A 20,419-nucleotide genomic window follows, 5' to 3' on the forward strand; every position below is an offset into this window, starting at 1 on the left:
TCCGGCGGGCTCCGTCCGTACACCCCCGCGTCAACCCGGCAAGGGGACAAAACCGGACACTGCGTCACCCGATGGTGTAACGGAGGGCGATCCGGGCCGTACGCACCGCTACTCTCCTGAGGGTGAAGCAGCTAGTGCGCCGTATCGGCCAGACCGTCGCCCTGACCCTGCCGGTCGTCCTGGTGACCACCGGCACCCTCGCCGTGACCCGGGTCCCGTGGGCCCCGCCGACCGGGCTCGACCAGCAGGTCGTGGCGGCCTCCAGCGGCGACGGCGCCGGGATCGGGCGCTCCAACAACGCGGCCGGAGCCGCCGCCAAGGGCTCGGACGGGCTCGCCCCGCAGGAGTCGCTGCGGGTGGCACTGCTGGACGAACTGCGCGCGAAGAACCCCTCCGCCGCGCTGGACCTGCTGGAGCGCTCGATGCGCGAGCAGCCGTCGCTGACGCCCTACTGCACGTCGCTGGCCGGTGAGCTGGGCAAGGCGGCGGTGCGCAAGTACCAGGGCGACGTCCAGCGGGCCCGCTCCTTCGCCCGCCCGGTCTGCGACGGGTCGTTCGCGGCCGGCGTCGTCGGCTGAGGAGTCGGGGAGGGCCGGGGAAAGCCGGAGAGGGCCGAGGAGACGGGGCCGCGGCACCTGAACGGGCCGCGGCACCCGAAGCCGCCGAGGCGGCGGACGCCCCCGTCCGCCGCCCTATTGTTCAGGCATGACCGCTGACTCCGGCCCCGCCGCCGACCTCCCGTCCGCCGCCCCGCACCCCCGGCCCCGACCGCCGCGGCCGACCACGACGCCCGTCACCCAGGCCGTCATCCTGGCCGGCGGCCAGGGCTCCCGGCTGCGCCCCTACACGGACGACCGCCCGAAGCCGCTGGTCGAGATCCCCGGGACGGGCACGCCGATCCTCGGCCACCAGCTGGCCTGGCTGGCCGAGGAGGGCGTCACCGACGCCGTGGTCTCCTGCGGGCACCTCGCCGACGTGCTGGAGGAGTGGCTGGAGAAGGCGGACCTGCCGCTGCGGGTGCGCACGGTGGTCGAGGCGGAGCCGCTCGGACGCGGCGGCGGGCTCAAGTACGCGGCCAAGGCGCTGCCCCGCCCGGACGAGCCCTGGTACGCCACCAACGGCGACATCTGGACCCGCTTCAGCCTGCGCGAGATGGCCGCCTTCCACCACGAGCGGGACGCCGTCGCGACGCTCGCGCTGGCCCGGCCGCGGATCCCCTGGGGCGCGGTGGAGACCGACCAGTTCGGCAACGTGCTGGACTTCATCGAGGCCCCGCCCTCGCCCTTCCTGATCAACGCCGGCCTGTACGTGTTCAGCCCCGAGTTCGCCGGGCTGCTGCCGGACGTGGGCGACCACGAGCGCACCACCTTCCCCCAACTCGCCCGCGGCAAGCGGCTGGCGGGCTACCAGCTGCCGCAGGGCGTGTACTGGCGGGCGATCGACACCGCCAAGGACCTCACCGAGGCCGCCAAGGAGCTCGCCTCCGGCGCGGGCCGGGCGCCCCGGTAACCAGCGCGCGGCGACGACCGGCACACCGGTAACCGGCACACCGCCCGCGGACGCACGTCGGCCGGGTGCTCCCCCACGGAGCACCCGGCCGATCGTCGTCCCCGAGGGGCCTCAGGTCGCGGTCGGCACCCCCGGGTGGGTGGCCCGGCCGCCGGACAGGTCGGCCAGCGGCGCGCTGCCCAGCACCCCGCCGAGCAGTCCGCCGGAGCTGGGGCTGGACTTGGGCGCCGACCCCGCGCCGCCGGTGGCCGGGGTGCTGCGCGACGCGGGGGCGGTACCGCCCGAGCCGCCGGACGGCGCGGACGCGGCCGGGGAGGCGCCCGTCCCGGCCTCCGCCTTGGCCGAGTGCCCCTTGCCGCTCGGCGTCGGGGTGCCCGGCTTGGCGGACGGCGTGGTGGACGGGGCGGGCGCGCTCGGCGTCGGGGTGGCCGGGCGCGGGGCGGCGGGCGGGGGCGTGGTGGACGTTCCCTTGCCGCCGGGGCCGCCGGACGGGCTGCCGGACGGCCAGACCGGGGTGCCGTAGTCGGTGGCGGGACGGTCCGGCGCCTGGTGCGCCCGGGCGCCGGTGCGGACGGCGGCACCGAGCATCGAGCCGAGCAGCAGGGTGAGGCCGACCACGACGGTGGTGACGACGGTGCCGCGGCGCAGCACCCGGCGGCGCAGCGCCCCGGGCGCGTCCGCGCCGAACCGGCGCCAGGCCTCCAGGCTGAGCCGCCCGTCCAGCGAGGCGAACGGCGCCCCGGCGATCAGCAACGGGCTCCACGCCGCGAGGAAGATCAGGTCCGGGGTGTCGTAGACCGGGACGGCCCGCCAGCTGACGGTGAACAGCAGCGCGGCGGAGAGCGCCATCGCCGCACCGGCGGCGAACCGCTGCCAGAGGCCGAGGACGGTCAGCACGCCGACCACGATCTGGGTGAACGACACCACCAGGCCGGCGCCCACCGGGTGCGCCATGGCGAAGGCCAGCAGCGGCTCGGCGACCTTCCAGGGGTGCAGCGAGGAGAGCCAGCGCATCATCGAGCCGCGCTCGCCGCCGTCGAAGTACACCGGGTCGCAGAGCTTGCTGAACCCGGCGTAGACCGACAGCGAGCCGAGGACGGCGCGCAGCGGCAGCAGCACCAGGCCGAGGTCGACCCGGCGGCCCGGGTACCAGGGCTGCTTGCCCTCGGCGTCGACGGCGGAGACCTCGGGCAGCTCGCCGCTCGGGGTCCAGCCGTGCGGCTCGCCGACCGGGCCGACGCCCGCGTCGGTGGCGGTGCCGGTGCCCTCGCGGGGCTGGCGCGGGAGGGCCCGGGCGCCCGCGAGGGACGGGAGCAGCTGGGTGTCCGCGTCGACCAGGCGGACGCCGCCGGCCGGGGTGCCGCCCTGGCGCACCGCCTCCAGCAGCTGGGTGGCCGCGAGGTCGCCGGGCGGCGCCTGGCCGGTCCAGGTGACGGCGGTGACCCGGCCCTTGCGGCGCGGTGCGCCGCCGGCCCCGGCCCCGGCCAGCACCGGGACGGCGGAGGCGGGCACGACGACCTGCGGGGTGACCAGCGGACGACGGATCAGGCCCTGGTTGGCGTACGGGTCGCCGAACGCGGCACCGGAGGACAGCAGTCCGGCCGGGGCCTCGATCAGCGGCGCCACCGGGGCGCCGAGCCGGAGCCGGAAGCTCGCCTGGGTGCTGCTGAGCCGCGAAGGGTCCGACTCCACCTTGACCGTGTTGAGGTCGGGGCCCGCGTCTATCCCGGTGCTGCCGTCGCCGAACAGGGGGCGCCGAGGTGTTCTGGTGTCCACGCCCGTCTAACCGGGTGACCGCCGCTTTGGACACTCTCCCGGGTGGATGTCCGGCGCACACTTGAAGTGATCATGAAAAAAGCGATCGGGCCCGGTCGGGCCCGATCGCCTTTCACTCGGATTGCGGGGAATTCAGGAGATCGCCTGCGCTCCGCACCCCCGCCGTGCTCCGGAGAACCTCAGCGCTTGGCGCGCAGTCGAGCGGCCTCGTACAGCACGATGCCCGCCGCGACGCCGGCGTTCAGCGACTCGGTCAGGCCGGACATCGGGATCCGGACCCGCATGTCGCAGGTCTCCGAGACCAGCCGGGACAGGCCCTTGCCCTCGCTGCCCGCGACGATCACCACCGGGCCGGTCAGCAGCTCCAGGTCGCCGATCTCGGCCTCGCCGTCGGCGGCCAGGCCGACCACCATCAGGCCGGCCTTCTGGTAGGCCTCCAGGGTGCGGGTCAGGTTGGTGGCCCGGGCGACGGGCAGCCGGGCCGCGGCGCCGGAGGAGGTCTTCCAGGCACCGGCGGTCATGCCGGCCGCGCGGCGCTCGGGGATGACCACGCCGTGCGCGCCGAAGGCGGCGGCGGAGCGGACCACGGCACCCAGGTTGCGCGAGTCGGTCACGCCGTCCAGCGCGATGATCAGCGCGTCCTGGCCGGCGTCGGACGCCTCCTCCAGGAGGTCCTCCGGGTGCGCGTACTCGTACGGCGGCACCTGGAGCACCAGGCCCTGGTGGTTCATCCCGCCGGTCATCTGGTCCAGCTGGGCCCGGGGGGCCTCCATCAGCGGGATGCCGCGGTCGTTGGCGGCCTGGAATGCGTCGCGGACGCGGTCGTCGGTGTCGATGAACTGCTGGACGTACAGCGCGTTGGCCGGTACGTCGCCCTGCAGGGCCTCGACCACCGAGTTGCGGCCGAAGACCAGCTCGGCGCTGCCCGCGCCGCCGCGGCCGCCGCGACCGCCGGCGCCGGCCCGGCGCATGCCGGCCCGGGCCTTGGCGTCCCGCTCGCGCTTGAGCGCGGCGTTGGCGGCGCGCTGCTTGGGGTGGCCCTTGCGCTCGGCGCCGGGCGGGGTCGGGCCCTTGCCCTGGAGGGACTTCCGGCTGTGCCCGCCGGTACCGACAGACGCGCCCTTCTTCGATCCGGGGTTGCGGCGGTTCCTGCGCTGGCTGTTGCCGGCCATGGCTGTACTTCCTGTCTGTCCGGCATGCCCCGGCCGTCCCGGTCTGCCCGGTGGCGGCCGACGGCATGCGCTACGTCATGCGGGAGGGCCGCACCGGTCCGGTACGGCCCACCCATCACCCCGATCGTCGGATGGGGTTACTGGCTGTTGATCGTCCAGCGCGGGCCGGACGGGGTGTCCTCGATCGCCAGCCCGGCCAGGCCGAGCTGGTCGCGGATGGCATCCGCGGTGGCGAAGTCCTTGCGCTCGCGCGCCGCCTGCCGCTGGTCCAGGACCAGGCGGACCAGCGAGTCGACCACGCCGTGGAGGTCCTCGCCGCGCTCCGTCCCGGCCCAGTGCGGGTCGAGCGGGTCGAGTCCCAGTACACCGAGCATCGCACGGACCTCGGCCAGTCGCGCCACCACGCTCTCCTTGTCGTCCGCGTTCAGGGCGCTGTTGCCCTGGCGGACGGCGGTGTGCACGACGGCCAGCGCCTGCGGCACACCGAAGTCGTCGTCCATCGCCTCGGCGAAGGCCGGCGGCACCTCGGGCGCCGCGTCGACCGAGCCGCAGCGCTCGACGGCGCGCTGGATGAAGCCCTCGATCCGGCCGAAGCCGGCCTCGGCCTCGCGCAGCGACTCCTCGCTGTACTCGATCATCGAGCGGTAGTGCGGGGCGGCCAGGTAGTAGCGGAGCACGATCGGCCGCCACGCCCGGACCATCTCGGAGACCAGCACCGAGTTGCCCAGCGACTTGCTCATCTTCTCGCCGGCCATGGTGACCCAGGCGTTGTGCACCCAGAAGTTGGCGAAGTCGTCGCCGTAGGCCTTGGACTGGGCGATCTCGTTCTCGTGGTGCGGGAAGATCAGGTCCAGCCCGCCGCCGTGGATGTCGAAGGCCGCGCCCAGGTACTTGTGGGCCATCGCCGAGCACTCCAGGTGCCAGCCCGGACGGCCGCGGCCCCACGGGGTCTCCCAGCTCGGCTCGCCCGGCTTGGCGGCCTTCCACATCGCGAAGTCGCGCTGGTCCCGCTTGCCGGTCTCGCCCTCGCCCTCGGGCTGGCGCAGGTCGTCCAGCTTCTGGTTGGAGAGCGCCAGGTAGTCGGGGTACGACCGCACGTCGAAGTAGACGTTGCCGTCGGCCGCGTAGGCGTGGCCCCCGTCGATGAGCCGCTGCATCATCTCGATCATCTCGGGGACGTGCCCGGTGGCCCGCGGTTCGACGGTCGGCCGCAGGCAGCCGAGGGCGTCGTAGCCGTCGTTGAAGGCGCGCTCGTTCTCGTAGGCGATCTGCCACCACGGCGTGCCGAGCTCGCGCTCCTTGGCGATGATCTTGTCGTCGATGTCGGTGACGTTGCGGGCGAAGGTCACCTGGTAGCCGCGGTAGGCGAACCACCGCTGCATGAGGTCGAAGTTGAGGTACGACCGGATGTGCCCGATGTGTGGCGCCGACTGGACGGTAGCGCCGCACAGGTAGATCGAGACACAACCCGGTACAAGCGGGACGAAGTCGCGTACCTGGCGGGTGCTGGTGTCGTACAGACGAATGCTCACAGCGTCAAGCGTAGTGGGCACCGGGGGGTGCCCCGCCACATTCCCCGGGACAACGGGGCCGTGATCCCGGGGAAACGGTGCGGCGCGGGCGGGTGGATCAGATGTTGCCGACCACCTTGCGCGGGGAGATCCGGACGACCACCCGGACGTCCTCCGGCCCGTCCCAGCCGTAGTCCTTGCCCATGTACTTGTGGGAGAGCTCGTCGATCAGCTCCCGTCCGCCCTCGGTGGTCAGCGTGGCCTCGCCACGCGCCTCGAAGTACTCGTACGGGTTCTCCGTCGAGTTGATGAGGAGCGACACCCGGGGGTCCCTGACCAGGTTGAGGTGCTTGCGGCGGCCCTGGACGGTGGAGAACAGGATGTCGTCACCGTCCCGCTTGACCCAGACCACCGAGGACTGCGGACTCCCGTCCGGCTGGATCGTGGAGACCACGGCGAAGCTCTTGCTGTCGAGCAGGTCCTTGACCTTGTCGGCGAGTTCGACACCCATCGGAAACCTCTTCTCGTCGCGGCGCGGCCCGAGCGGAAGCCCCGCACGGGCCCGGGTCGAACACTAGCGACTCGGGCCCCGAGGAAGGTCGGTGAACACCCGTCAGGCACGGGTTCGTCCCACCGGCCCACCGCGTCCGGCTCAACGCCGCTCGTACACCAGCGCGGTGGCGATCGCGGCCAGGCCCTCGGCCCGGCCGGTCAGCCCCAGCCCGTCGGTGGTGGTGCCGGAGACGGACACCGCGGCGCCGGCCGCCTCGGACAGCGCGGCCTGCGCCTCGGCCCGGCGCCTGCCGATCTTCGGCCGCACGCCGATCACCTGGACCGCGACGTTGCCGATCTCGAAGCCGGCCTCGCGGACCAGCCGGGCCGCCTCGCCGAGCAGCTTCACCCCGGACGCGCCGGCCCACTCCGGGCGGTCGGTGCCGAAGTGGGCGCCCAGGTCGCCGATCCCGGCGGCGGAGAACAGCGCGTCGCAGGCGGCGTGCGCGGCGACGTCGGCGTCCGAGTGGCCGGAGAGCCCGACCTCGGCGTCCGGCCACTCCAGCCCGGCCACCCAGAGCGGGCGGCCGGCCTCGAAGGCGTGCACGTCGGTGCCGATCCCGATGCGGGGGATCACGGGAGTCTGGGGGTCAGTAGGCATCGGCGGCCCTCCGGCGGGCGAGTACGGCCTCGGCGAGCACGAGGTCCAGTGGACGGGTGACCTTGAACGCCTCCTCGTGGCCGGGCACCACGACGACCCGGCCGCCGTAGCGCTCGACCAGGCCGGCGTCGTCGGTGACCGGCGGCGCGTCGGCGGTGCCCGCGCTCTCCTCGGCCAGCGCCTTGGCGTGCACCTCGACCAGGGTGGCGCGGTCGAAGCCCTGCGGGGTCTGCACCGCGCGCAGGGTGGCGCGCTCGGGCGTGTCGAGCACCGGCTCGGGGCCGCCCGGCTTCGGCTCGACCCGCTTCACCGTGTCGGCCAGCGGCACCGCCGGCACCACGGCCCGCGCCCCGGCCCGGACGGCGGCCGCGACGGCGTCGACCACCTCGACCGGGACCAGCGGGCGGGCCGCGTCGTGCACCAGCACGATCCCGACCTCGTCCGGGATCGCGGCCAGGCCGAGCCGGACCGACTCCTGGCGGGTCGCCCCGCCGGCCACCACCCGGATGTCCTTGCCGTCCAGCCCGTGGCTGTCCAGCAGGGCGACCACCTCGGCCACCCCGTCGGCAGGTGCGGCGACCACGACCAGGCCGACCGCCCGGCTGCGGGCCAGGGCCCGGACGGCGTGCACCAGGAGCGGCACGCCCCCCAGTTCCCGCAAGGCCTTCGGGGCTCCGGGCCCCAGCCGCTCACCGCGTCCGGCGGCGGGCACCACTGCTGCTGCGACTGCTCCTGACGCGTTCAGGTTTCACTCCTTCGGCGAAGTGGGTATGGCCATGGCGTGCCCGGCGGGCGCACCGGGCCCCTTCCGAAGAACCACGGTCCACCGCCCGCCGCACAGCTCCGCAACTCCGCACGACAGCGGGTGCGGAAACGGTATTGCCGACCTGGCCGGCCAGGGCGGGTGGCGTGGTCCGGACATGCCTCAGCGCCCGACGTGCCACTGCACCACTCCCGGACGGTTCGTCCGAGGAGTGGCGCGTCGGCACCGGGCGCTGTGAGCGTTGGGCGGCAGCCCGACCGCACTGCGGTGGCGTGCGCTACGAGGCGAGGACCTCGTCGAGCAGCGTCTCCGCCTTGTCCTCGTTGGTGTTCTCCGCCAGCGCGAGCTCGCTGACGAGGATCTGGCGCGCCTTCGCGAGCATCCGCTTCTCGCCGGCCGAGAGGCCGCGCTCGCGCTCGCGGCGCCAGAGGTCGCGAACGACCTCGGCGACCTTGATGACATCGCCCGAGGCGAGCTTCTCCAGGTTCGCCTTGTAGCGACGGGACCAGTTGGTCGGCTCTTCCGTGTACGGTGCCCGCAGCACCTCGAAGACCCGGTCCAGACCCTCCTGGCCGACTACATCGCGCACACCGACGAACTCCGCGTTCTCGGCGGGCACGCGGAGCGTCAGGTCTCCCTGCTGCACCTTGAGCACCAGGTAGGTCTTGTCCACACCTTTGATCTGGCGAGTTTCGATGGCCTCGATCAGCGCGGCCCCGTGATGGGGGTAGACCACCGTGTCGCCAACCTTGAACGTCATGTGACAGGACCCCTTCCGTGGCTTTCCAGAATAACACGCTTCTCGGCCCACCCGAAGGGCGTTTTCGCAGGTCAGGGCCGGTCTCGGGGCTTGACAAGGACCCCCATGACGTGCTGCGACCGGCGTTCGGGAGGGGCTTCCCGCAGGTCGGAGGCGGTTCCGGGGTTCGGTGAAACCCTTGCGCAACACCCCCGCAACCATGATTGGATCTTGAGCTTTCACCCCTTTCCGGGTCGCGACCCGATCGTTATTCGATCTTGGTCGAACCTTGTCCGTCGAGCGACCCGGACATGCCGGACGCACCGCCGGAGGTACCGCCGGACGGCCCTCGGCGGCCCCCGGGAGTGCGACACGGGGACCACCCCGTGAGGAGCGCATAAGCGAGGTCGATAATCTGAGACCTGACCGACCGACACGTGAACCTAGGGAGAAGCCGCCGCCGTGAGCCGCAGCCTTCGACGCGGCAGCATCGCCGCCATCGCCGCCATCGCCATCGCCTCGCTGTCCTCCTGCGCCGCCGGCAACACGCCGGACACCCTGCAGATCAAGCCCGACAACGCTGCGGCGACCCTCGGAACGAACATCCGGCTGAACAACATCGTGGTCGTCACCGAGGAGGGCGCCGCGGGCGACCACACCGGTGCCGCCAACGTGGTCGTGAACATCGCGAACTCCGCGGACACCCCGACCGAGCTCCAGTCCGTCAGCGTCGGCGGTGCCGCCGCCACCTTCAAGGACGCCGCCGGCTCCCCGCTGTCCAGCATCGTCGTCCCGGCCGGCGAGTCGGTGGTGATCGGCGGCCAGGGCAACCCGTCCGCCTACGTCGCCTCGGCGACCGTCCACGTCGGCGGCTTCGTCCCGACCGTCTTCACCTTCAAGGACGGCCAGAAGGTCGAGACCCGGGCCGGCGTGGCCCCGGACTCCGGCGAGCACGGCCGCGGCCTCTACAAGGGCTTCGGGCCGACCTCGTCCCCGACCGCCGCGCCCACCAAGACCGCCACCCCGGGTGCCACCGCCCCGGCCACCGGTGCCGCCACCCCGGCCGGCACCGCCACCACCCCGGCGGTCCCGGCCGCGCACTGACGCCCCACCCCGCTGCCGGCGGGCCCGCCCGGGCCCGCCGGAGCGACGCGAAGGCCCCCGCCGGCTGCCGGCGGGGGCCTTCCGCGTGGTCGGGACGGTTTACGGCTCGAACTTGTAGCCCAGGCCGCGGACCGTGACCAGGTAGCGCGGCGCGCCCGGGTCCGGCTCGATCTTGGCCCGCAGACGCTTCACGTGGACGTCCAGGGTCTTGGTGTCGCCGACGTAGTCCGCGCCCCACACCCGGTCGATCAGCTGCATCCGGGTGAGCACCCGGCCCGCGTTGCGCAGCAGCATCTCCAGCAGGTCGAACTCCTTGAGCGGCAGGTCGACCTTGGCGCCGTCCACGGTCACCACGTGGCGGTCCACGTCCATCCGGACCGGGCCCGCCTCCAGGGCGCCCGGCCCGCTGCCGTTGTCGCCCGCGCCGCCGTCCTCGCCGCGGCGGCGCAGCACCGCGCGGATCCGAGCGACCAGCTCGCGGGTGGAGTACGGCTTGGTGACGTAGTCGTCAGCGCCTATCTCCAGACCGACGACCTTGTCGATCTCGCTGTCCTTGGCGGTCACCATGATCACCGGGACGTTGGAGCGCACCCGGAGCTGGCGGCAGACCTCGGTGCCGGGCAGGCCCGGCAGCATCAGGTCGAGCAGGACGAGGTCGGCGCCGTTGCGTTCGAACTGCTCCAGGGCGTCCGGGCCGGTGGCGGCGACGGCCACCTCGAAGCCCTCCTTGCGGAGCATGTACGAGAGGGCGTCGCTGAACGACTCCTCGTCCTCTACCACCAGTACTCGGGTCACGATCAGGCCTCCGGGGCAAGCTGAGGGGTTGTGTCTGACAGGTGTTGTTCCCGCTCCCCGGCAGGGAGCGGACGGGCCGTACGGTCCGTGGTGAGGGTTCGGGGTGCGGCGGCGGGTCCGGCGGGGTCGGCGGGGGCGCCGTCCGGCCCGTGGCCGGGTCCGTGGCCGGGCCCGTCGTCGAATCCGTCGTCGAATCCGTCGTCGGGCTCGTCCTCCGCGGGGGCCTGCCCGGCGGGCAGGCGCACGGTGAAGGTCGAACCCTGGCCCTCGACGCTCCACACCGAGACGGTGCCGCCGTGCGAGGCCGCGACGTGCTTGACGATGGACAGGCCCAGGCCGGTGCCGCCGGTCGCCCGGGAGCGGGCGGGGTCGACGCGGTAGAACCGCTCGAAGACCCGCTCTCGGTCCTTCTCGGAGATGCCGATGCCCTGGTCGGTGACCGAGATCTCGATGAGCTCGCCGTCCGCCTCCCCGAGCGCCGCGGCGCTGGAGATCCGGCGGGTGGCGATGGCCACCCGGGTGCGGGGCGGGCTGTAGTTGACGGCGTTCTCGACCAGGTTGCCGAGCGCGGCGGCGAGCTGGCCGCGGTTGCCGTGCAGGTAGAGGCCGGCGATGCCGCCCGCCGCGATCAGGATCTGCTTGGCGGCGGCCTGCTGGCGGCAGCGGTCGATCGCCTCGGCGATCAGCTCGTCCACCGCGACCGGCTCCGGGTCGACCATCAGCCGGTCGTCCTGGACCCGGGAGAGGTCGATGATCTCCTGGACCAGGCTGGCCAGCCGGGCCGCCTCGACCTGCATCCGGCCGGCGAAGCGCTGCACCGCCTCCGGGTCGTCGGACGCGTCGACGACCGCCTCGGAGAGCAGCGACAGGGCGCCGACCGGGGTCTTGAGCTCGTGGCTGACGTTGGCCACGAAGTCCCGGCGGACGGCCTCCACCCGGCGCCGCTCGGTCTGGTCCTCGACCAGCACCAGCACCAGCCGGGAGCCCAGTGGGGCCACCCGGACGGAGACCGCGAGCGGCTCCGCCGCGCGGGCCGCTCCCGGCCGGGGCACCTCCAGCTCGACCTGGCGGATCTCGCCGTCCCGGCGGGTGGCGCGGGCCAGCGCGAGCATCTGGTCCACGGCGACCGCACCGCCGCGCACCAGGCCCATCGCGTACGCCGCCGAGCTGGCCTTGACCACCTCGTCGCCCTCGCCCAGCACGATCGCGCAGGAGCGGAGCACGGAGAGTACGGTGTCGACCCCGGGCGGCAGCGGCGGCTCGGGGGTGCCGGTGCCCAACGACTGGTACCGGCCGGGGTTCCTGCCGCCGGTTCCGCCGTACCTGCCCTTGGCCTGCTCGCGCTCGCTCCAGCGGAAGGCGATGGAGGCGGTGAGGCCTACGCCGAGCCCGGCTATGGCACAGGCAGCGGCGGCGGCCACGTTCACGTCCATGTGGCCAGCGTAAGCGCACGGCCAGGGCACTCCCCAGGCGTTGGATCAAGGCATCCACCACGCGTTGCCGAGAATTCACCTTCAGGTAGCCACCGATTCACCGTGGCGGCCGTGCACCGTCGCCCTGACGGCCGAAAGTTGGCCAGGCAGCCCGTGTGGGGGAGATCGGTGCGCCGAACAGCGGCCACCGGCTCGGGTGTGCGCGTACGATGCGCGCCACCAGCAGCGGTCACCCGGACACCGGAACCACGGTCGGACGGGCTGACCGGTCGGCACCGCCACCGACACAGCTACTGAGGAGAGAACATGCGCGACGCGTACCACGAGGAACTCGATGCGATCGGCGACAGCCTGGTCGAGATGGCCCGGCTGGTCGGCTCTGCCCTGGGCCGCGCCACCACCGCCCTCCTCGACGCGGACCTGGCGCTGGCGGAGAGCGTGATCGCCGCCGACGAGAAGATCAACGAGCTGCACCACGAGCTGGAGAACCGGGCCATCGACCTGCTGGCCCGCCAGCAGCCGGTCGCCACCGACCTGCGCATCGTCGTCACCTCGCTGCGGATGAGCGCCGACCTGGAGCGCTGCGGCGACCTCGCCCGGCACGTCGCCAAGGTCGCGCGGATGCGCTACCCCGACACCGCCGTGCCGCGCGACCTGCACTCCACCGTCCTGGAGATGGGCCAGCTCGCCCAGCGCCTGGTGGCCAAGGCCGGTCTGGTCATCGCCACCAAGGACGTCGACAAGGCGCTGGAGATGGAGCAGGACGACGACGCGATCGACACCCTGCACCGCGAGCTGCTGTCGCACCTGATCGACGAGCGCTGGCACCACGGCATCGAGACCGCCGTCGACATCACCCTGGTCGGCCGCTACTACGAGCGCTTCGCGGACCACGCGGTGTCGGTCGCCAAGCGCGTGGTGTACCTGGTGACGGGCGAGCACGTGGCCGAGTTCGTGGCCGCCACCGAGGCCGCCGAGGCCTCGCCGGTCGACTGACCACCGGTCCGGGCGTAAACCTGCGACGAGGGTGGTGCGGGCGCACGGTCTTCCGTGCGCCCCACCACCGCACGCCTGTTGACGCTCCCTCCGTTCGGCGGCTTCACTCGACAGTGGGGGCACAGGACTGTGCCCGTCACTAGGAGGGAAGCTCGATGAAGGCCAACCCGACCCGACCGGCAACCGCCCACGACACCGTCGAGCCGCCCGCCCCGAAGTTCCTTCCCGTCGTCGCGGCCGGCTGCGGCTGCGGCCCCGGCTGCGGCTGCGGCTGCCAGTCCGGCGCGCCCTGCCAGTGCGGCGGCGCGGACGGCGGCTGCTGCGGCGGCCACTGAGCGGGCCGTCGCCCGCCGGATTCCCCGAGGTGCACGGCCGGCGGCGGCCGTGCACCTCGCGCAGTGCCGCCGGCGTCAGAACCGGACGTCGGAACAGGAGTAGAAGGCGTTCGGGGTGTCGGAGATCGTCCAGACCGCGACGACCACCTGGTGGCCGGTCCGGCCGCCCGGCATGGTCGCGGTGTGGCTGAGCGTGCTCGGCACCTGCTTGCCGCCGTACGGGACGGTCAGGAAGGGCGTCAGCTCCAGGTTGGCCCGGGTGACCGGCTGGCTCGCGTCGTAGCCCGGCTTGGTCAGGTAGTACTTGAAGTCGGTGGTCGCGTGCCGGGCGGTGAACGTCCAGGTGAAGGTGAGCGGCCGGCCCGCCGCCACCGGTGTGGTCGGCCAGGCGCCCCCGTGCGGGTCGTCCAGCTCGGCGAAGCGCGAGTTGCCGCCGGCGCAGATGGTGCCGTCCGAGGGGCCTAGGGCCGGGAAGCCCTTGGCGCCCTCGACGCTCTGCGGCTCCCACTGGATGTCGCCGCAGTCCCACGGCACGCCGTCCACGTGGCTGTCGCAGAGGGCGGCCCGGCTGGGCGGGGTCGAGATCCATCCGTGGGACGAGGCCGGGAAGGCGAGGGTCAACGGGACCGCCAGCGCGGCGACGGCCGCCCCGACGATGTGGCGTGTGCGCATGGTGCTCCTCCGTGGGGGTGGATGGAGTGTGCGCCGGGGGCGGCAGACGCGCGCGCGTGGGGGTGCGGCGGCCCGGACGGGGAGTTCCTGGCATGCCTGCGCCGGTCCGGTGCCCTCACGGTAGGAGTCGCCGACTGGACCGTCAATGGTCTGAACCATTTTCCGGCTACCCAACTCCCCTACCGGGCAAGCGGGTTGATCCCGGACCGGCCGGAAACGAACGAAGGCCCCACCGTCCCCGGTTCCAGCCGGGCGGCGGGGCCTCTGCGCTCTCGGGCCTACTTCTTGCCCTGGTTCTTGACGGCCTCGATGGCGGCCGCGGCGGCGTCCGGGTCGAGGTAGCGGCCACCCTGGACGACGGGCTTGAAGTCGGCGTCCAGCTCGTACACCAGCGGGATGCCGGTCGGGATGTTCAGGCCGGCGATGGCCTCGTCGGAGATGCCGTCGAGGTGCTTGACCAGCGCGCGCAGGCTGTTGCCGTGGGCGGTGACCAGGACGGTCCTGCCGGCGGCGAGGTCCGGGACGATGGCGTCGTACCAGTACGGGAGCATCCGCTCGACGACGTCCTTCAGGCACTCGGTGCGCGGACGCAGCTCGCTCGGGATGTCGGCGTAGCGGGCGTCGCCGGCCTGCGAGTACTCGGAGTCGTCGGCCAGCACCGGCGGCGGGGTGTCGTACGAGCGGCGCCACAGCTGGAACTGCTCCTCGCCGAACTCGGCCAGGGTCTGGGCCTTGTCCTTGCCCTGGAGCGCGCCGTAGTGGCGCTCGTTCAGCCGCCAGCTGCGGCTGACCGGGATCCAGTGCCGGTCGGCCTTGTCCAGGGCGATCTGCGAGGTGCGGATGGCGCGGCGCAGCAGCGAGGTGTGCAGGACGTCGGGGAGCAGACCCTCGGCGGCCAGGAGCTCGCCACCGCGGGCGGCCTCCTTCTCGCCCTTCTCGTTGAGGTCGACATCGACCCAACCGGTGAACAGGTTCTTCTGGTTCCACTGGCTCTCGCCGTGGCGGAGCAGGATGAGTCGGTACGTCGTGTCAGCCATGGCCCCCAGCTTAGTGGGGGCCCGGAAAACCCCTGGTGGGGACCTTCGGGCGGTGGGTAATCTGTCCGCCGCGCATCTGCCACTTACATGCGTCGGCTGACCGGGCCTGCCGTACCGCTCAGCGGACGCCTGCCCTCGGGAGCCCCCACATGCTCGTCACCGCCCGGTTCCGAAGAATGGTCCAGGAGACGGCGGGCGGGCTGCCGCGCCAGTTCTGGTGGCTCTGGGTCTCGACCCTGGTCAACCGGCTCGGCGCCTTCGTGGTCACCTTCCTGGCGCTCTACCTGACCAGCAGCCGCGGGTACTCGGCCACCTACGCGGGCCTGGTCGCCGCCCTGTTCGGCCTCGGTTCGGCGGTCTCCTCGATCATCGCCGGGGTGCTCACCGACCGGGTCGGGCGCCGTCCGACCCTGCTGGCCGCCCAGCTCGGCACCGCGCTGTTCACCGCCGTGCTCGGCTTCACGGACGGCCGGGTGGCGATCGCCGTGGTCGCCTTCCTGGTGGGGTTCTGCAACAACGCCACCCGGCCGGCCATCTCGGCGATCATCGCGGACATCGTCCCGGCCGCCGACCGGGTCCGCGCCTACTCGCTGAACTTCTGGGCGATCAACCTGGGCTTCGGCCTCTCCTCCGCGGTCGCCGGTCTGATCGCCACCCACGGCTACCTGACGCTCTTCCTGCTGGACGCCCTCTCCACCGTGCTCTGCGCGGTGGTGATCTTCGTCAGGATCCCGGAGACCAAGCCCGACGCCCCGGCGGGCGCGAAGGCCGACGAGCCGGCGGTCGGTCTCGGCACCGTGTTCCGGGACAGCCGCTTCATGGCCGTGGTCGGCCTCACCCTGCTGCTCGCCCTGGTGCTGCAGCAGGGTGCCACCACCCTCGCGGTCGACATGGGCCGCCGGGGGATCACGTCCTCCGAGTACGGCCTGGTCATCGGCCTGAACGGGCTGCTGATCGTGCTGCTCCAGATCCCGCTCACCCGGTGGGTCGAGAACCGCAGCCGCTCGGCCATGCTGGCGACGGCCGCGCTGTTCATCGGCTGGGGGTTCGGGATGACGGCCCTGGCCGGATCGGCCGCGTGGTTCTACGCGTTCACCGTGGCGGTCTGGACGGTCGGGGAGATCCTCTACACCCCGACCCTGATGGGCCTGATCGCCGAGCTGTCGCCGACCCACGCCCGCGGGCGCTACCAGGGCGTCTACTCGCTCTCCTGGTCGCTCGCCTCGTTCCTCGGCCCGGCCGTGGGCGGCGTGCTGCTGGAGCGGGCGGGCAGCGTGGCGCTGTGGGGCGCGTGCGGGGTCTGCGGCACGGTCGCCGCGGTCGGCTACGTGCTGCTGGGCGGGCGGACCGGCGCCGCGAAGGGCACCGGGTCCGGCGAGGTCGTGGCGGCACCGGCGCCCGCGGCGGAGGCGCCGGCGGAGCCGAAGGCCGTCGTGGAGCCGGTCGCACGGCCCGCGGAGGCGCCGGCGGGCGCCTGACCGGACGGGTCAGCCGGCATCCCGGGCGTCCCGGGCGTCCGGGGCGCCCTCCGACGGGGCCGCCGGCGCGGCCAGGTGGGCGAAGGCGGCCAGGTTGCGGGTGGACTCCCCGCGCTTGGTCCGCCACTCCCACTCGCGCCGGATCGCCGTGGCGAAGCCCAGCTCCAGCAGGGTGTTGAACGGCTCGTCCGCGTTCTCCAGCACCGTCCCGAGCAGCCGGTCCACGGACTGCGGGGTGAGCGCCTCCAGCGGCAGCCGGCCGGCCAGGTAGACGTCGCCGAGCGCGTCGACCGCGTACCCGACGCCGTACATCCGGGTGTTGCGCTCCAGCAGCCAGCGGTAGACGGCCTCGTGGTTCTCGTCCGGACGGCGGATCACGAAGGCGTTCACCGACAGGGTGTGGTCGCCGACCCGCAGGGCGCAGGCGGTGCTCAGCTTCCGGGTGCCCGGGAGGGCCGCCACCAGCGTGTACGGGTCGGCGGCGGCCGGCTCCCAGGCCACCCCGGCGTCGTCCAGGGCGGCGCGCAGGAGGGTCAGGGCCTCGTCCTTGGTGCGGATTGCCATGGGGGTGACGTTACTCGTCGGTACCGGGCGGGCGCAGCCCGGACCGCCGGCACTCAGGCCAGTCGGCGGCGGGCCGCGGCCAGTCGGCCGGCCGGGCGGGCCATGCTGCCGGCGTACACCTCGGCGGTGGTCGCCGCGGCGGTGTCCCAGCCGAAGCGGGCCGCGTGCCGGGCCGCCGCGTCGCCGCGCCGGGCCACCAGGGCCCGGTCGGTGACGTAGGACTCCAGCGCGTACGACCAGTCCACCGGGTCGTGGCCCTGCACCAGGGTGCCGGTCTCGCCGTCCCGCACCGCGACCGGCAGGCCGCCGACCGCGGCCGCCACCACCGGGGTGCCGCAGGCCTGCGCCTCCAGCGCGACCAGCCCGAAGGACTCGCTGTACGAGGGCATCACCAGCGCCGTCGCCGCCCGGTACCAGTCCGCGAGCTGCGACTGGCCGACCGGCGGGTGGAACCGCACCACGTCGCAGATGCCCAGCTGGGCGGCCAGCTTGTGCAGGCTCTCCGGCCGGGCCAGCCCGGTGCCGGACGGTCCGCCGACCACCGGCACCACCAGGTTCTCGCGCAGCTCCGGGCGGCGGTCCAGCAGCGCGGCGACCGCCCGCAGCAGCACGTCCGGGGCCTTCAGCGGCTGGATCCGGCCGGCGAACAGCAGCACCGCGGCGTCCTGCGGCAGGCCCAGCCGGGCCCGTGCGGCGGCCGACGTCCGCGGCCCGCCGGGGCGGAAGACGTCCAGGTTGACCCCGGGGTGGACGACGGCCAGCTGGTCCGGCCGGGCGGCGTAGTGCAGCGCCAGCTCGGCGGCCTCCTCGGTGGTGTTGGCGATCAGCCGGTCGGCCGCCTCCACCACCTGGGTCTCCCCGATCACCCGGGCCGCGGGCTCGGGCGTGTCGCCCTCGGCCAGCGCGGCGTTCTTGACCTTCGCCATGGTGTGCATGGTGTGCACCAGCGGCACCCCCCAGCGCTGCGCGGCCAGCCAGCCGACCTGCCCGGAGAGCCAGTAGTGCGAGTGCACCAGGTCGTAGTGGCCGGGGCGGTGGCCCGCCTCCGTCCGCAGAACCGCGTGGGTGAAGGCGCACAGCTGGGCCGGCAGGTCCTCCTTCACCAGGCCCTCGTACGGCCCGGCGGTGACGTGGCGGACCAGCACGCCCGGGGCCAGCTCGACCGTCGGCGCGTCGTCCGAGCTGATCGACCGGGTGAACACCTCGACCTCGATGTTGAGGTCGGCCAGGCGCTTGGCCAGCTCGACGATGTACACGTTCATCCCGCCGGCGTCCCCGGTGCCGGGCTGGTGCAGCGGCGAGGTGTGGACGCTCAGCATCGCGATCCGGCGCGGGCGACGGCGGCCGGGAACGAGCGACTGGAGCCGGCCGCGCGCGGGGGCGGCGGGCTGGACACGGCGTACCGAACGGACGGGGTGCTGGATCACCTGGCTGAAGCCTCCTCTGAGCGGCCCGTCGAGGCGGTCCGTCCGGGCCGCCCGCTGTCCGGTGTGCGCTGCCCCGTCCGGGCACACATCACCACCAGTGTGCCAACCACACGGACCGTGTCCGGCATTCCCGCCCCGTCCCCCGGCCCGAACGGCCGCCATCGCCCCAGGTCAGCGCGGCGGCGCCGACGGTCCGACTACCCTTCTGGGCATGGCTGCCTCCTTCGACCCCGCCCCCGCCGCGCCCGCCCGCGGACGGACCGGGCGCCCGGTGGGGACGGTCACCCGGGGCACCACCAACACCAACCGGCTGCGCCGGATGGACCGCTGGATCGCCCACGCCCTCGGCGGCGTGCTGCGCGCCGCCGAGCGCCCGCCGGTGGCGGTGGACCTCGGCTACGGCGCCGCGCCGTGGACCGCCGTCGAGTTGGCCGGACGGCTGCGCACGGTGCGGCCGGACGTCCGGGTGGTCGGGATCGAGATCGAGCCGGAGCGGGTCGCCGCCGCGCTGCCGTACGCCGAGCCGCCGCTGCTCACGTTCCGGCGCGGGGGCTTCGAGGTGCCGCTGGACGGCGGCGCGCCGGCCCAGCTGATCCGGGCGGCCAACGTGCTGCGGCAGTACGACGAGTCGGCGGTGGCCGGGGTGTGGGAGCGGCTGTGCGCGCGGCTCGCCCCGGACGGGCTGCTGGTCGAGGGCACCTGCGACGAGATCGGGCGGCGGCACGTCTGGGTCGCGCTCGGCCCGGAGGGGCCCCGGACGGTGACTTTCGCGGCCCGGCTGGGCGGCCTGGGCCAGCCCTCCGACCTGGCCGAGCGGCTGCCGAAGGCGCTGATCCACCACAACGTGCCGGGGCGGCCGGTGCACGCCTTCCTGGCCGACTTCGACCGGGCCTGGGCGGCGGCCGCGCCGTACGGGGCGTTCGGGGCGCGGCAGCGCTGGGTGGCGGCCTGCACGGCACTGGCGGGCAGCTGGCCGCTGGTGGACGCGCGCGGGCGGTGGCGGCAGGGAGAGGTCACGGTGCCCTGGTCGTCGCTCGCGCCATAGCCCGGCGCGCGGTGGGCCGGTGCGCCGGTGCGGGCGTACGGCGGCGGGCGCTCGGGGGCCGGTGCGCGCCGGAGCTGGTGAACGACCCGGTACATTCACTCGAACGAGTTATCGAATATCTGTGGCGTGTTGACGCCTCGGCACGCCACCATGGACCCGACCGAGCGGCGACACCACACCCCGCCCGGTCGGCACCCACGCCCCCGCCCCGCCGTCAGCCGTCCCGCTCGGACAGCTCCCGCCAGGCCCGTTCGAACACCTCGTACATCTCCGACCCGAACAGCACGAACCGCACCTCCGTCAGCTCCGCGCCCGCCTCCGCGTCACCGCCGCCCAGCACCTCGGCGACGGTGCCGAGCGCGATCCGGGCCGCGTCCGCCGGCGGCCAGCCGTAGATCCCGGCCGACACCGCCGGGAAGGCCACCGTGCGCGCGCCGAGCGCCGCCGCGGTGCGCAGCGACTCGCGATAGCAGGAGGCCAGCAGCTCCGCCCGCTCCTCGTACTCCTCCGCCCGGTACACCGGCCCGACGGTGTGCACCACCCACCGGGCCGGCAGCCGTCCGGCCGCCGTCGCCACCGCCCGGCCGGTGGGCAGCCCCTTGCCCCAGTGCGAGGCGCGCAGTCGGCGGCACTCCTCCAGGATCCGCGGCCCGCCCTTGCGGTGGATCGCGCCGTCCACCCCGCCACCGCCCAGCAGGGACGAGTTGGCGGCGTTCACCACCGCGTCCACCGCCTGTTCCGTGATGTCACCCTCCACCAGGGTGATGCGTGCCACCATCGCCTGTTCCTCCCCCGGGCCGCCCGGCCGCCGCCGGGACGGGAGCCGAGTCGTCGTCCGAGTCCAGTCACCACACCGCCACCGGCGTGGCAATAGCCACAACGGCGCCGGTCGGCCAGAGAAATTCCCGGA

At 73.8% G+C, this 20,419-nt stretch carries 21 protein-coding genes; 7 read left to right on the forward strand and 14 right to left on the reverse strand.

What is annotated here, in order from left to right; genetic code table 11:
* The first annotated feature begins 122 nt into the window (after positions 1-122).
* Together ACZ7RU_RS08370 and ACZ7RU_RS08375 are read left to right on the forward strand one after the other, a co-directional pair.
* Positions 123-578, forward strand: coding sequence for a hypothetical protein (locus ACZ7RU_RS08370; RefSeq protein WP_387752815.1), 456 nt, complete (start codon positions 123-125; stop codon positions 576-578).
* Between the two features lie 127 nt (positions 579-705).
* A complete protein-coding gene (locus ACZ7RU_RS08375; protein WP_470340082.1) occupies positions 706-1,509 on the forward strand; it encodes a nucleotidyltransferase family protein in 804 nt (267 codons plus the stop codon).
* Between the two features lie 111 nt (positions 1,510-1,620).
* Here ACZ7RU_RS08375 and ACZ7RU_RS08380 read toward each other — a convergent pair whose 3' ends face one another.
* The 7 genes from ACZ7RU_RS08380 to ACZ7RU_RS08410 all read right to left on the reverse strand — a co-directional run bounded on the left by ACZ7RU_RS08380 (position 1,621) and on the right by ACZ7RU_RS08410 (position 8,644).
* On the reverse strand, positions 1,621-3,285 hold the full coding sequence (locus ACZ7RU_RS08380) for a DoxX family membrane protein (RefSeq protein WP_470340083.1): 1,665 nt from the start codon (positions 3,283-3,285) through the stop codon (positions 1,621-1,623).
* 179 nt (positions 3,286-3,464) lie between these two features.
* Positions 3,465-4,457, reverse strand: a complete 993-nt coding sequence (gene rlmB, locus ACZ7RU_RS08385; protein ID WP_470340084.1) for a 23S rRNA (guanosine(2251)-2'-O)-methyltransferase RlmB — start codon at positions 4,455-4,457, stop codon at positions 3,465-3,467.
* Positions 4,458-4,594: 137 nt separating this feature from the next.
* Complete coding sequence (gene cysS / locus ACZ7RU_RS08390) at positions 4,595-5,989, reverse strand: cysteine--tRNA ligase (protein ID WP_470340085.1); 1,395 nt, start codon at positions 5,987-5,989, stop codon at positions 4,595-4,597.
* Between the two features lie 97 nt (positions 5,990-6,086).
* Positions 6,087-6,479, reverse strand: coding sequence for a PPOX class F420-dependent oxidoreductase (locus tag ACZ7RU_RS08395; protein WP_470340086.1), 393 nt, complete (start codon positions 6,477-6,479; stop codon positions 6,087-6,089).
* A gap of 141 nt (positions 6,480-6,620) precedes the next feature.
* Positions 6,621-7,121 carry a 2-C-methyl-D-erythritol 2,4-cyclodiphosphate synthase gene (ispF, locus tag ACZ7RU_RS08400; protein ID WP_470340087.1) on the reverse strand — a complete coding sequence of 167 codons (501 nt, stop codon included), beginning with the start codon at positions 7,119-7,121 and terminating at the stop codon, positions 6,621-6,623.
* Entirely contained in the window at positions 7,111-7,866 is a 756-nt protein-coding gene (ispD, locus tag ACZ7RU_RS08405; RefSeq protein ID WP_470340229.1) for a 2-C-methyl-D-erythritol 4-phosphate cytidylyltransferase, read from the reverse strand. The genes ispF and ispD overlap by 11 nt, the downstream gene beginning before the upstream one ends.
* Before the next feature lie 295 nt (positions 7,867-8,161).
* Positions 8,162-8,644: a CarD family transcriptional regulator gene (locus tag ACZ7RU_RS08410; protein WP_014136563.1), complete on the reverse strand. Its 483-nt coding sequence runs from the start codon at positions 8,642-8,644 to the stop codon at positions 8,162-8,164.
* Between the two features lie 441 nt (positions 8,645-9,085).
* Here ACZ7RU_RS08410 and ACZ7RU_RS08415 point away from each other — a divergent pair, with 441 nt between their 5' ends.
* Entirely contained in the window at positions 9,086-9,727 is a 642-nt protein-coding gene (locus ACZ7RU_RS08415; RefSeq protein WP_470340088.1) for a DUF461 domain-containing protein, read from the forward strand.
* Positions 9,728-9,826: 99 nt separating this feature from the next.
* Here the strand turns inward: ACZ7RU_RS08415 and phoP are convergent, their stop codons facing one another.
* Positions 9,827-10,522 (reverse strand): two-component system response regulator PhoP, encoded by a 696-nt coding sequence (gene phoP / locus ACZ7RU_RS08420; RefSeq protein ID WP_188296603.1) that lies wholly within the window; start codon positions 10,520-10,522, stop codon positions 9,827-9,829.
* 2 nt (positions 10,523-10,524) lie between these two features.
* Complete coding sequence (locus ACZ7RU_RS08425) at positions 10,525-11,955, reverse strand: sensor histidine kinase (protein WP_470340089.1); 1,431 nt, start codon at positions 11,953-11,955, stop codon at positions 10,525-10,527.
* Positions 11,956-12,261: 306 nt separating this feature from the next.
* Between ACZ7RU_RS08425 and phoU the strand changes: the two genes are divergently transcribed.
* Positions 12,262-12,951 (forward strand): phosphate signaling complex protein PhoU, encoded by a 690-nt coding sequence (phoU, locus tag ACZ7RU_RS08430; protein ID WP_470340090.1) that lies wholly within the window; start codon positions 12,262-12,264, stop codon positions 12,949-12,951.
* 155 nt (positions 12,952-13,106) lie between these two features.
* A complete protein-coding gene (locus ACZ7RU_RS08435; RefSeq protein WP_387752789.1) occupies positions 13,107-13,286 on the forward strand; it encodes a hypothetical protein in 180 nt (59 codons plus the stop codon).
* Between the two features lie 75 nt (positions 13,287-13,361).
* On the opposite strand, the gene ACZ7RU_RS08440 is transcribed toward ACZ7RU_RS08435, so the two are convergent.
* Positions 13,362-13,958, reverse strand: a complete 597-nt coding sequence (locus tag ACZ7RU_RS08440) for a lytic polysaccharide monooxygenase auxiliary activity family 9 protein (RefSeq protein WP_470340091.1) — start codon at positions 13,956-13,958, stop codon at positions 13,362-13,364.
* Between the two features lie 278 nt (positions 13,959-14,236).
* Complete coding sequence (locus ACZ7RU_RS08445; RefSeq protein WP_470340092.1) at positions 14,237-14,995, reverse strand: phosphoglyceromutase; 759 nt, start codon at positions 14,993-14,995, stop codon at positions 14,237-14,239.
* A gap of 176 nt (positions 14,996-15,171) precedes the next feature.
* On the opposite strand from ACZ7RU_RS08445, the gene ACZ7RU_RS08450 reads away from it, so the two are divergent.
* Positions 15,172-16,473, forward strand: a complete 1,302-nt coding sequence (locus tag ACZ7RU_RS08450; protein ID WP_470340093.1) for an MDR family MFS transporter — start codon at positions 15,172-15,174, stop codon at positions 16,471-16,473.
* Between the two features lie 9 nt (positions 16,474-16,482).
* On the opposite strand, the gene ACZ7RU_RS08455 is transcribed toward ACZ7RU_RS08450, so the two are convergent.
* Both ACZ7RU_RS08455 and mshA read right to left on the reverse strand, forming a co-directional pair.
* Positions 16,483-17,037 carry a type III secretion system chaperone family protein gene (locus tag ACZ7RU_RS08455; RefSeq protein ID WP_470340094.1) on the reverse strand — a complete coding sequence of 185 codons (555 nt, stop codon included), beginning with the start codon at positions 17,035-17,037 and terminating at the stop codon, positions 16,483-16,485.
* A 53-nt stretch (positions 17,038-17,090) separates the two neighbouring features.
* On the reverse strand, positions 17,091-18,461 hold the full coding sequence (gene mshA / locus ACZ7RU_RS08460; RefSeq protein ID WP_470340230.1) for a D-inositol-3-phosphate glycosyltransferase: 1,371 nt from the start codon (positions 18,459-18,461) through the stop codon (positions 17,091-17,093).
* Positions 18,462-18,675: 214 nt separating this feature from the next.
* On the opposite strand from mshA, the gene ACZ7RU_RS08465 reads away from it, so the two are divergent.
* Positions 18,676-19,509 (forward strand): methyltransferase domain-containing protein, encoded by an 834-nt coding sequence (locus ACZ7RU_RS08465; RefSeq protein ID WP_470340095.1) that lies wholly within the window; start codon positions 18,676-18,678, stop codon positions 19,507-19,509.
* Positions 19,510-19,723: 214 nt separating this feature from the next.
* Here ACZ7RU_RS08465 and ACZ7RU_RS08470 read toward each other — a convergent pair whose 3' ends face one another.
* A complete protein-coding gene (locus ACZ7RU_RS08470) occupies positions 19,724-20,284 on the reverse strand; it encodes an O-acetyl-ADP-ribose deacetylase (protein ID WP_470340231.1) in 561 nt (186 codons plus the stop codon).
* Between the last annotated feature and the right edge of the window lie 135 nt (positions 20,285-20,419).

It is taken from the genome of Kitasatospora sp. NPDC114501 (assembly GCF_055633695.1).

Excerpts from the sequence above, each read along its gene's own strand:
- ACZ7RU_RS08375 (WP_470340082.1), top strand. The coding sequence starts at position 706 with ATGACCGCTGACTCCGGCCCCGCCGCCGACCTCCCGTCCGCCGCCCCG.
- rlmB (WP_470340084.1), bottom strand. The coding sequence starts at position 4,457 with ATGGCCGGCAACAGCCAGCGCAGGAACCGCCGCAACCCCGGATCGAAG.
- ACZ7RU_RS08395 (WP_470340086.1), bottom strand. The coding sequence starts at position 6,479 with ATGGGTGTCGAACTCGCCGACAAGGTCAAGGACCTGCTCGACAGCAAG.
- ispF (WP_470340087.1), bottom strand. The coding sequence starts at position 7,121 with ATGCCTACTGACCCCCAGACTCCCGTGATCCCCCGCATCGGGATCGGC.
- ACZ7RU_RS08410 (WP_014136563.1), bottom strand. The coding sequence starts at position 8,644 with ATGACGTTCAAGGTTGGCGACACGGTGGTCTACCCCCATCACGGGGCC.
- ACZ7RU_RS08425 (WP_470340089.1), bottom strand. The coding sequence starts at position 11,955 with ATGGACGTGAACGTGGCCGCCGCCGCTGCCTGTGCCATAGCCGGGCTC.
- phoU (WP_470340090.1), top strand. The coding sequence starts at position 12,262 with ATGCGCGACGCGTACCACGAGGAACTCGATGCGATCGGCGACAGCCTG.
- ACZ7RU_RS08435 (WP_387752789.1), top strand. The coding sequence starts at position 13,107 with ATGAAGGCCAACCCGACCCGACCGGCAACCGCCCACGACACCGTCGAG.
- ACZ7RU_RS08440 (WP_470340091.1), bottom strand. The coding sequence starts at position 13,958 with ATGCGCACACGCCACATCGTCGGGGCGGCCGTCGCCGCGCTGGCGGTC.
- ACZ7RU_RS08445 (WP_470340092.1), bottom strand. The coding sequence starts at position 14,995 with ATGGCTGACACGACGTACCGACTCATCCTGCTCCGCCACGGCGAGAGC.
- ACZ7RU_RS08450 (WP_470340093.1), top strand. The coding sequence starts at position 15,172 with ATGGTCCAGGAGACGGCGGGCGGGCTGCCGCGCCAGTTCTGGTGGCTC.
- ACZ7RU_RS08455 (WP_470340094.1), bottom strand. The coding sequence starts at position 17,037 with ATGGCAATCCGCACCAAGGACGAGGCCCTGACCCTCCTGCGCGCCGCC.
- ACZ7RU_RS08465 (WP_470340095.1), top strand. The coding sequence starts at position 18,676 with ATGGCTGCCTCCTTCGACCCCGCCCCCGCCGCGCCCGCCCGCGGACGG.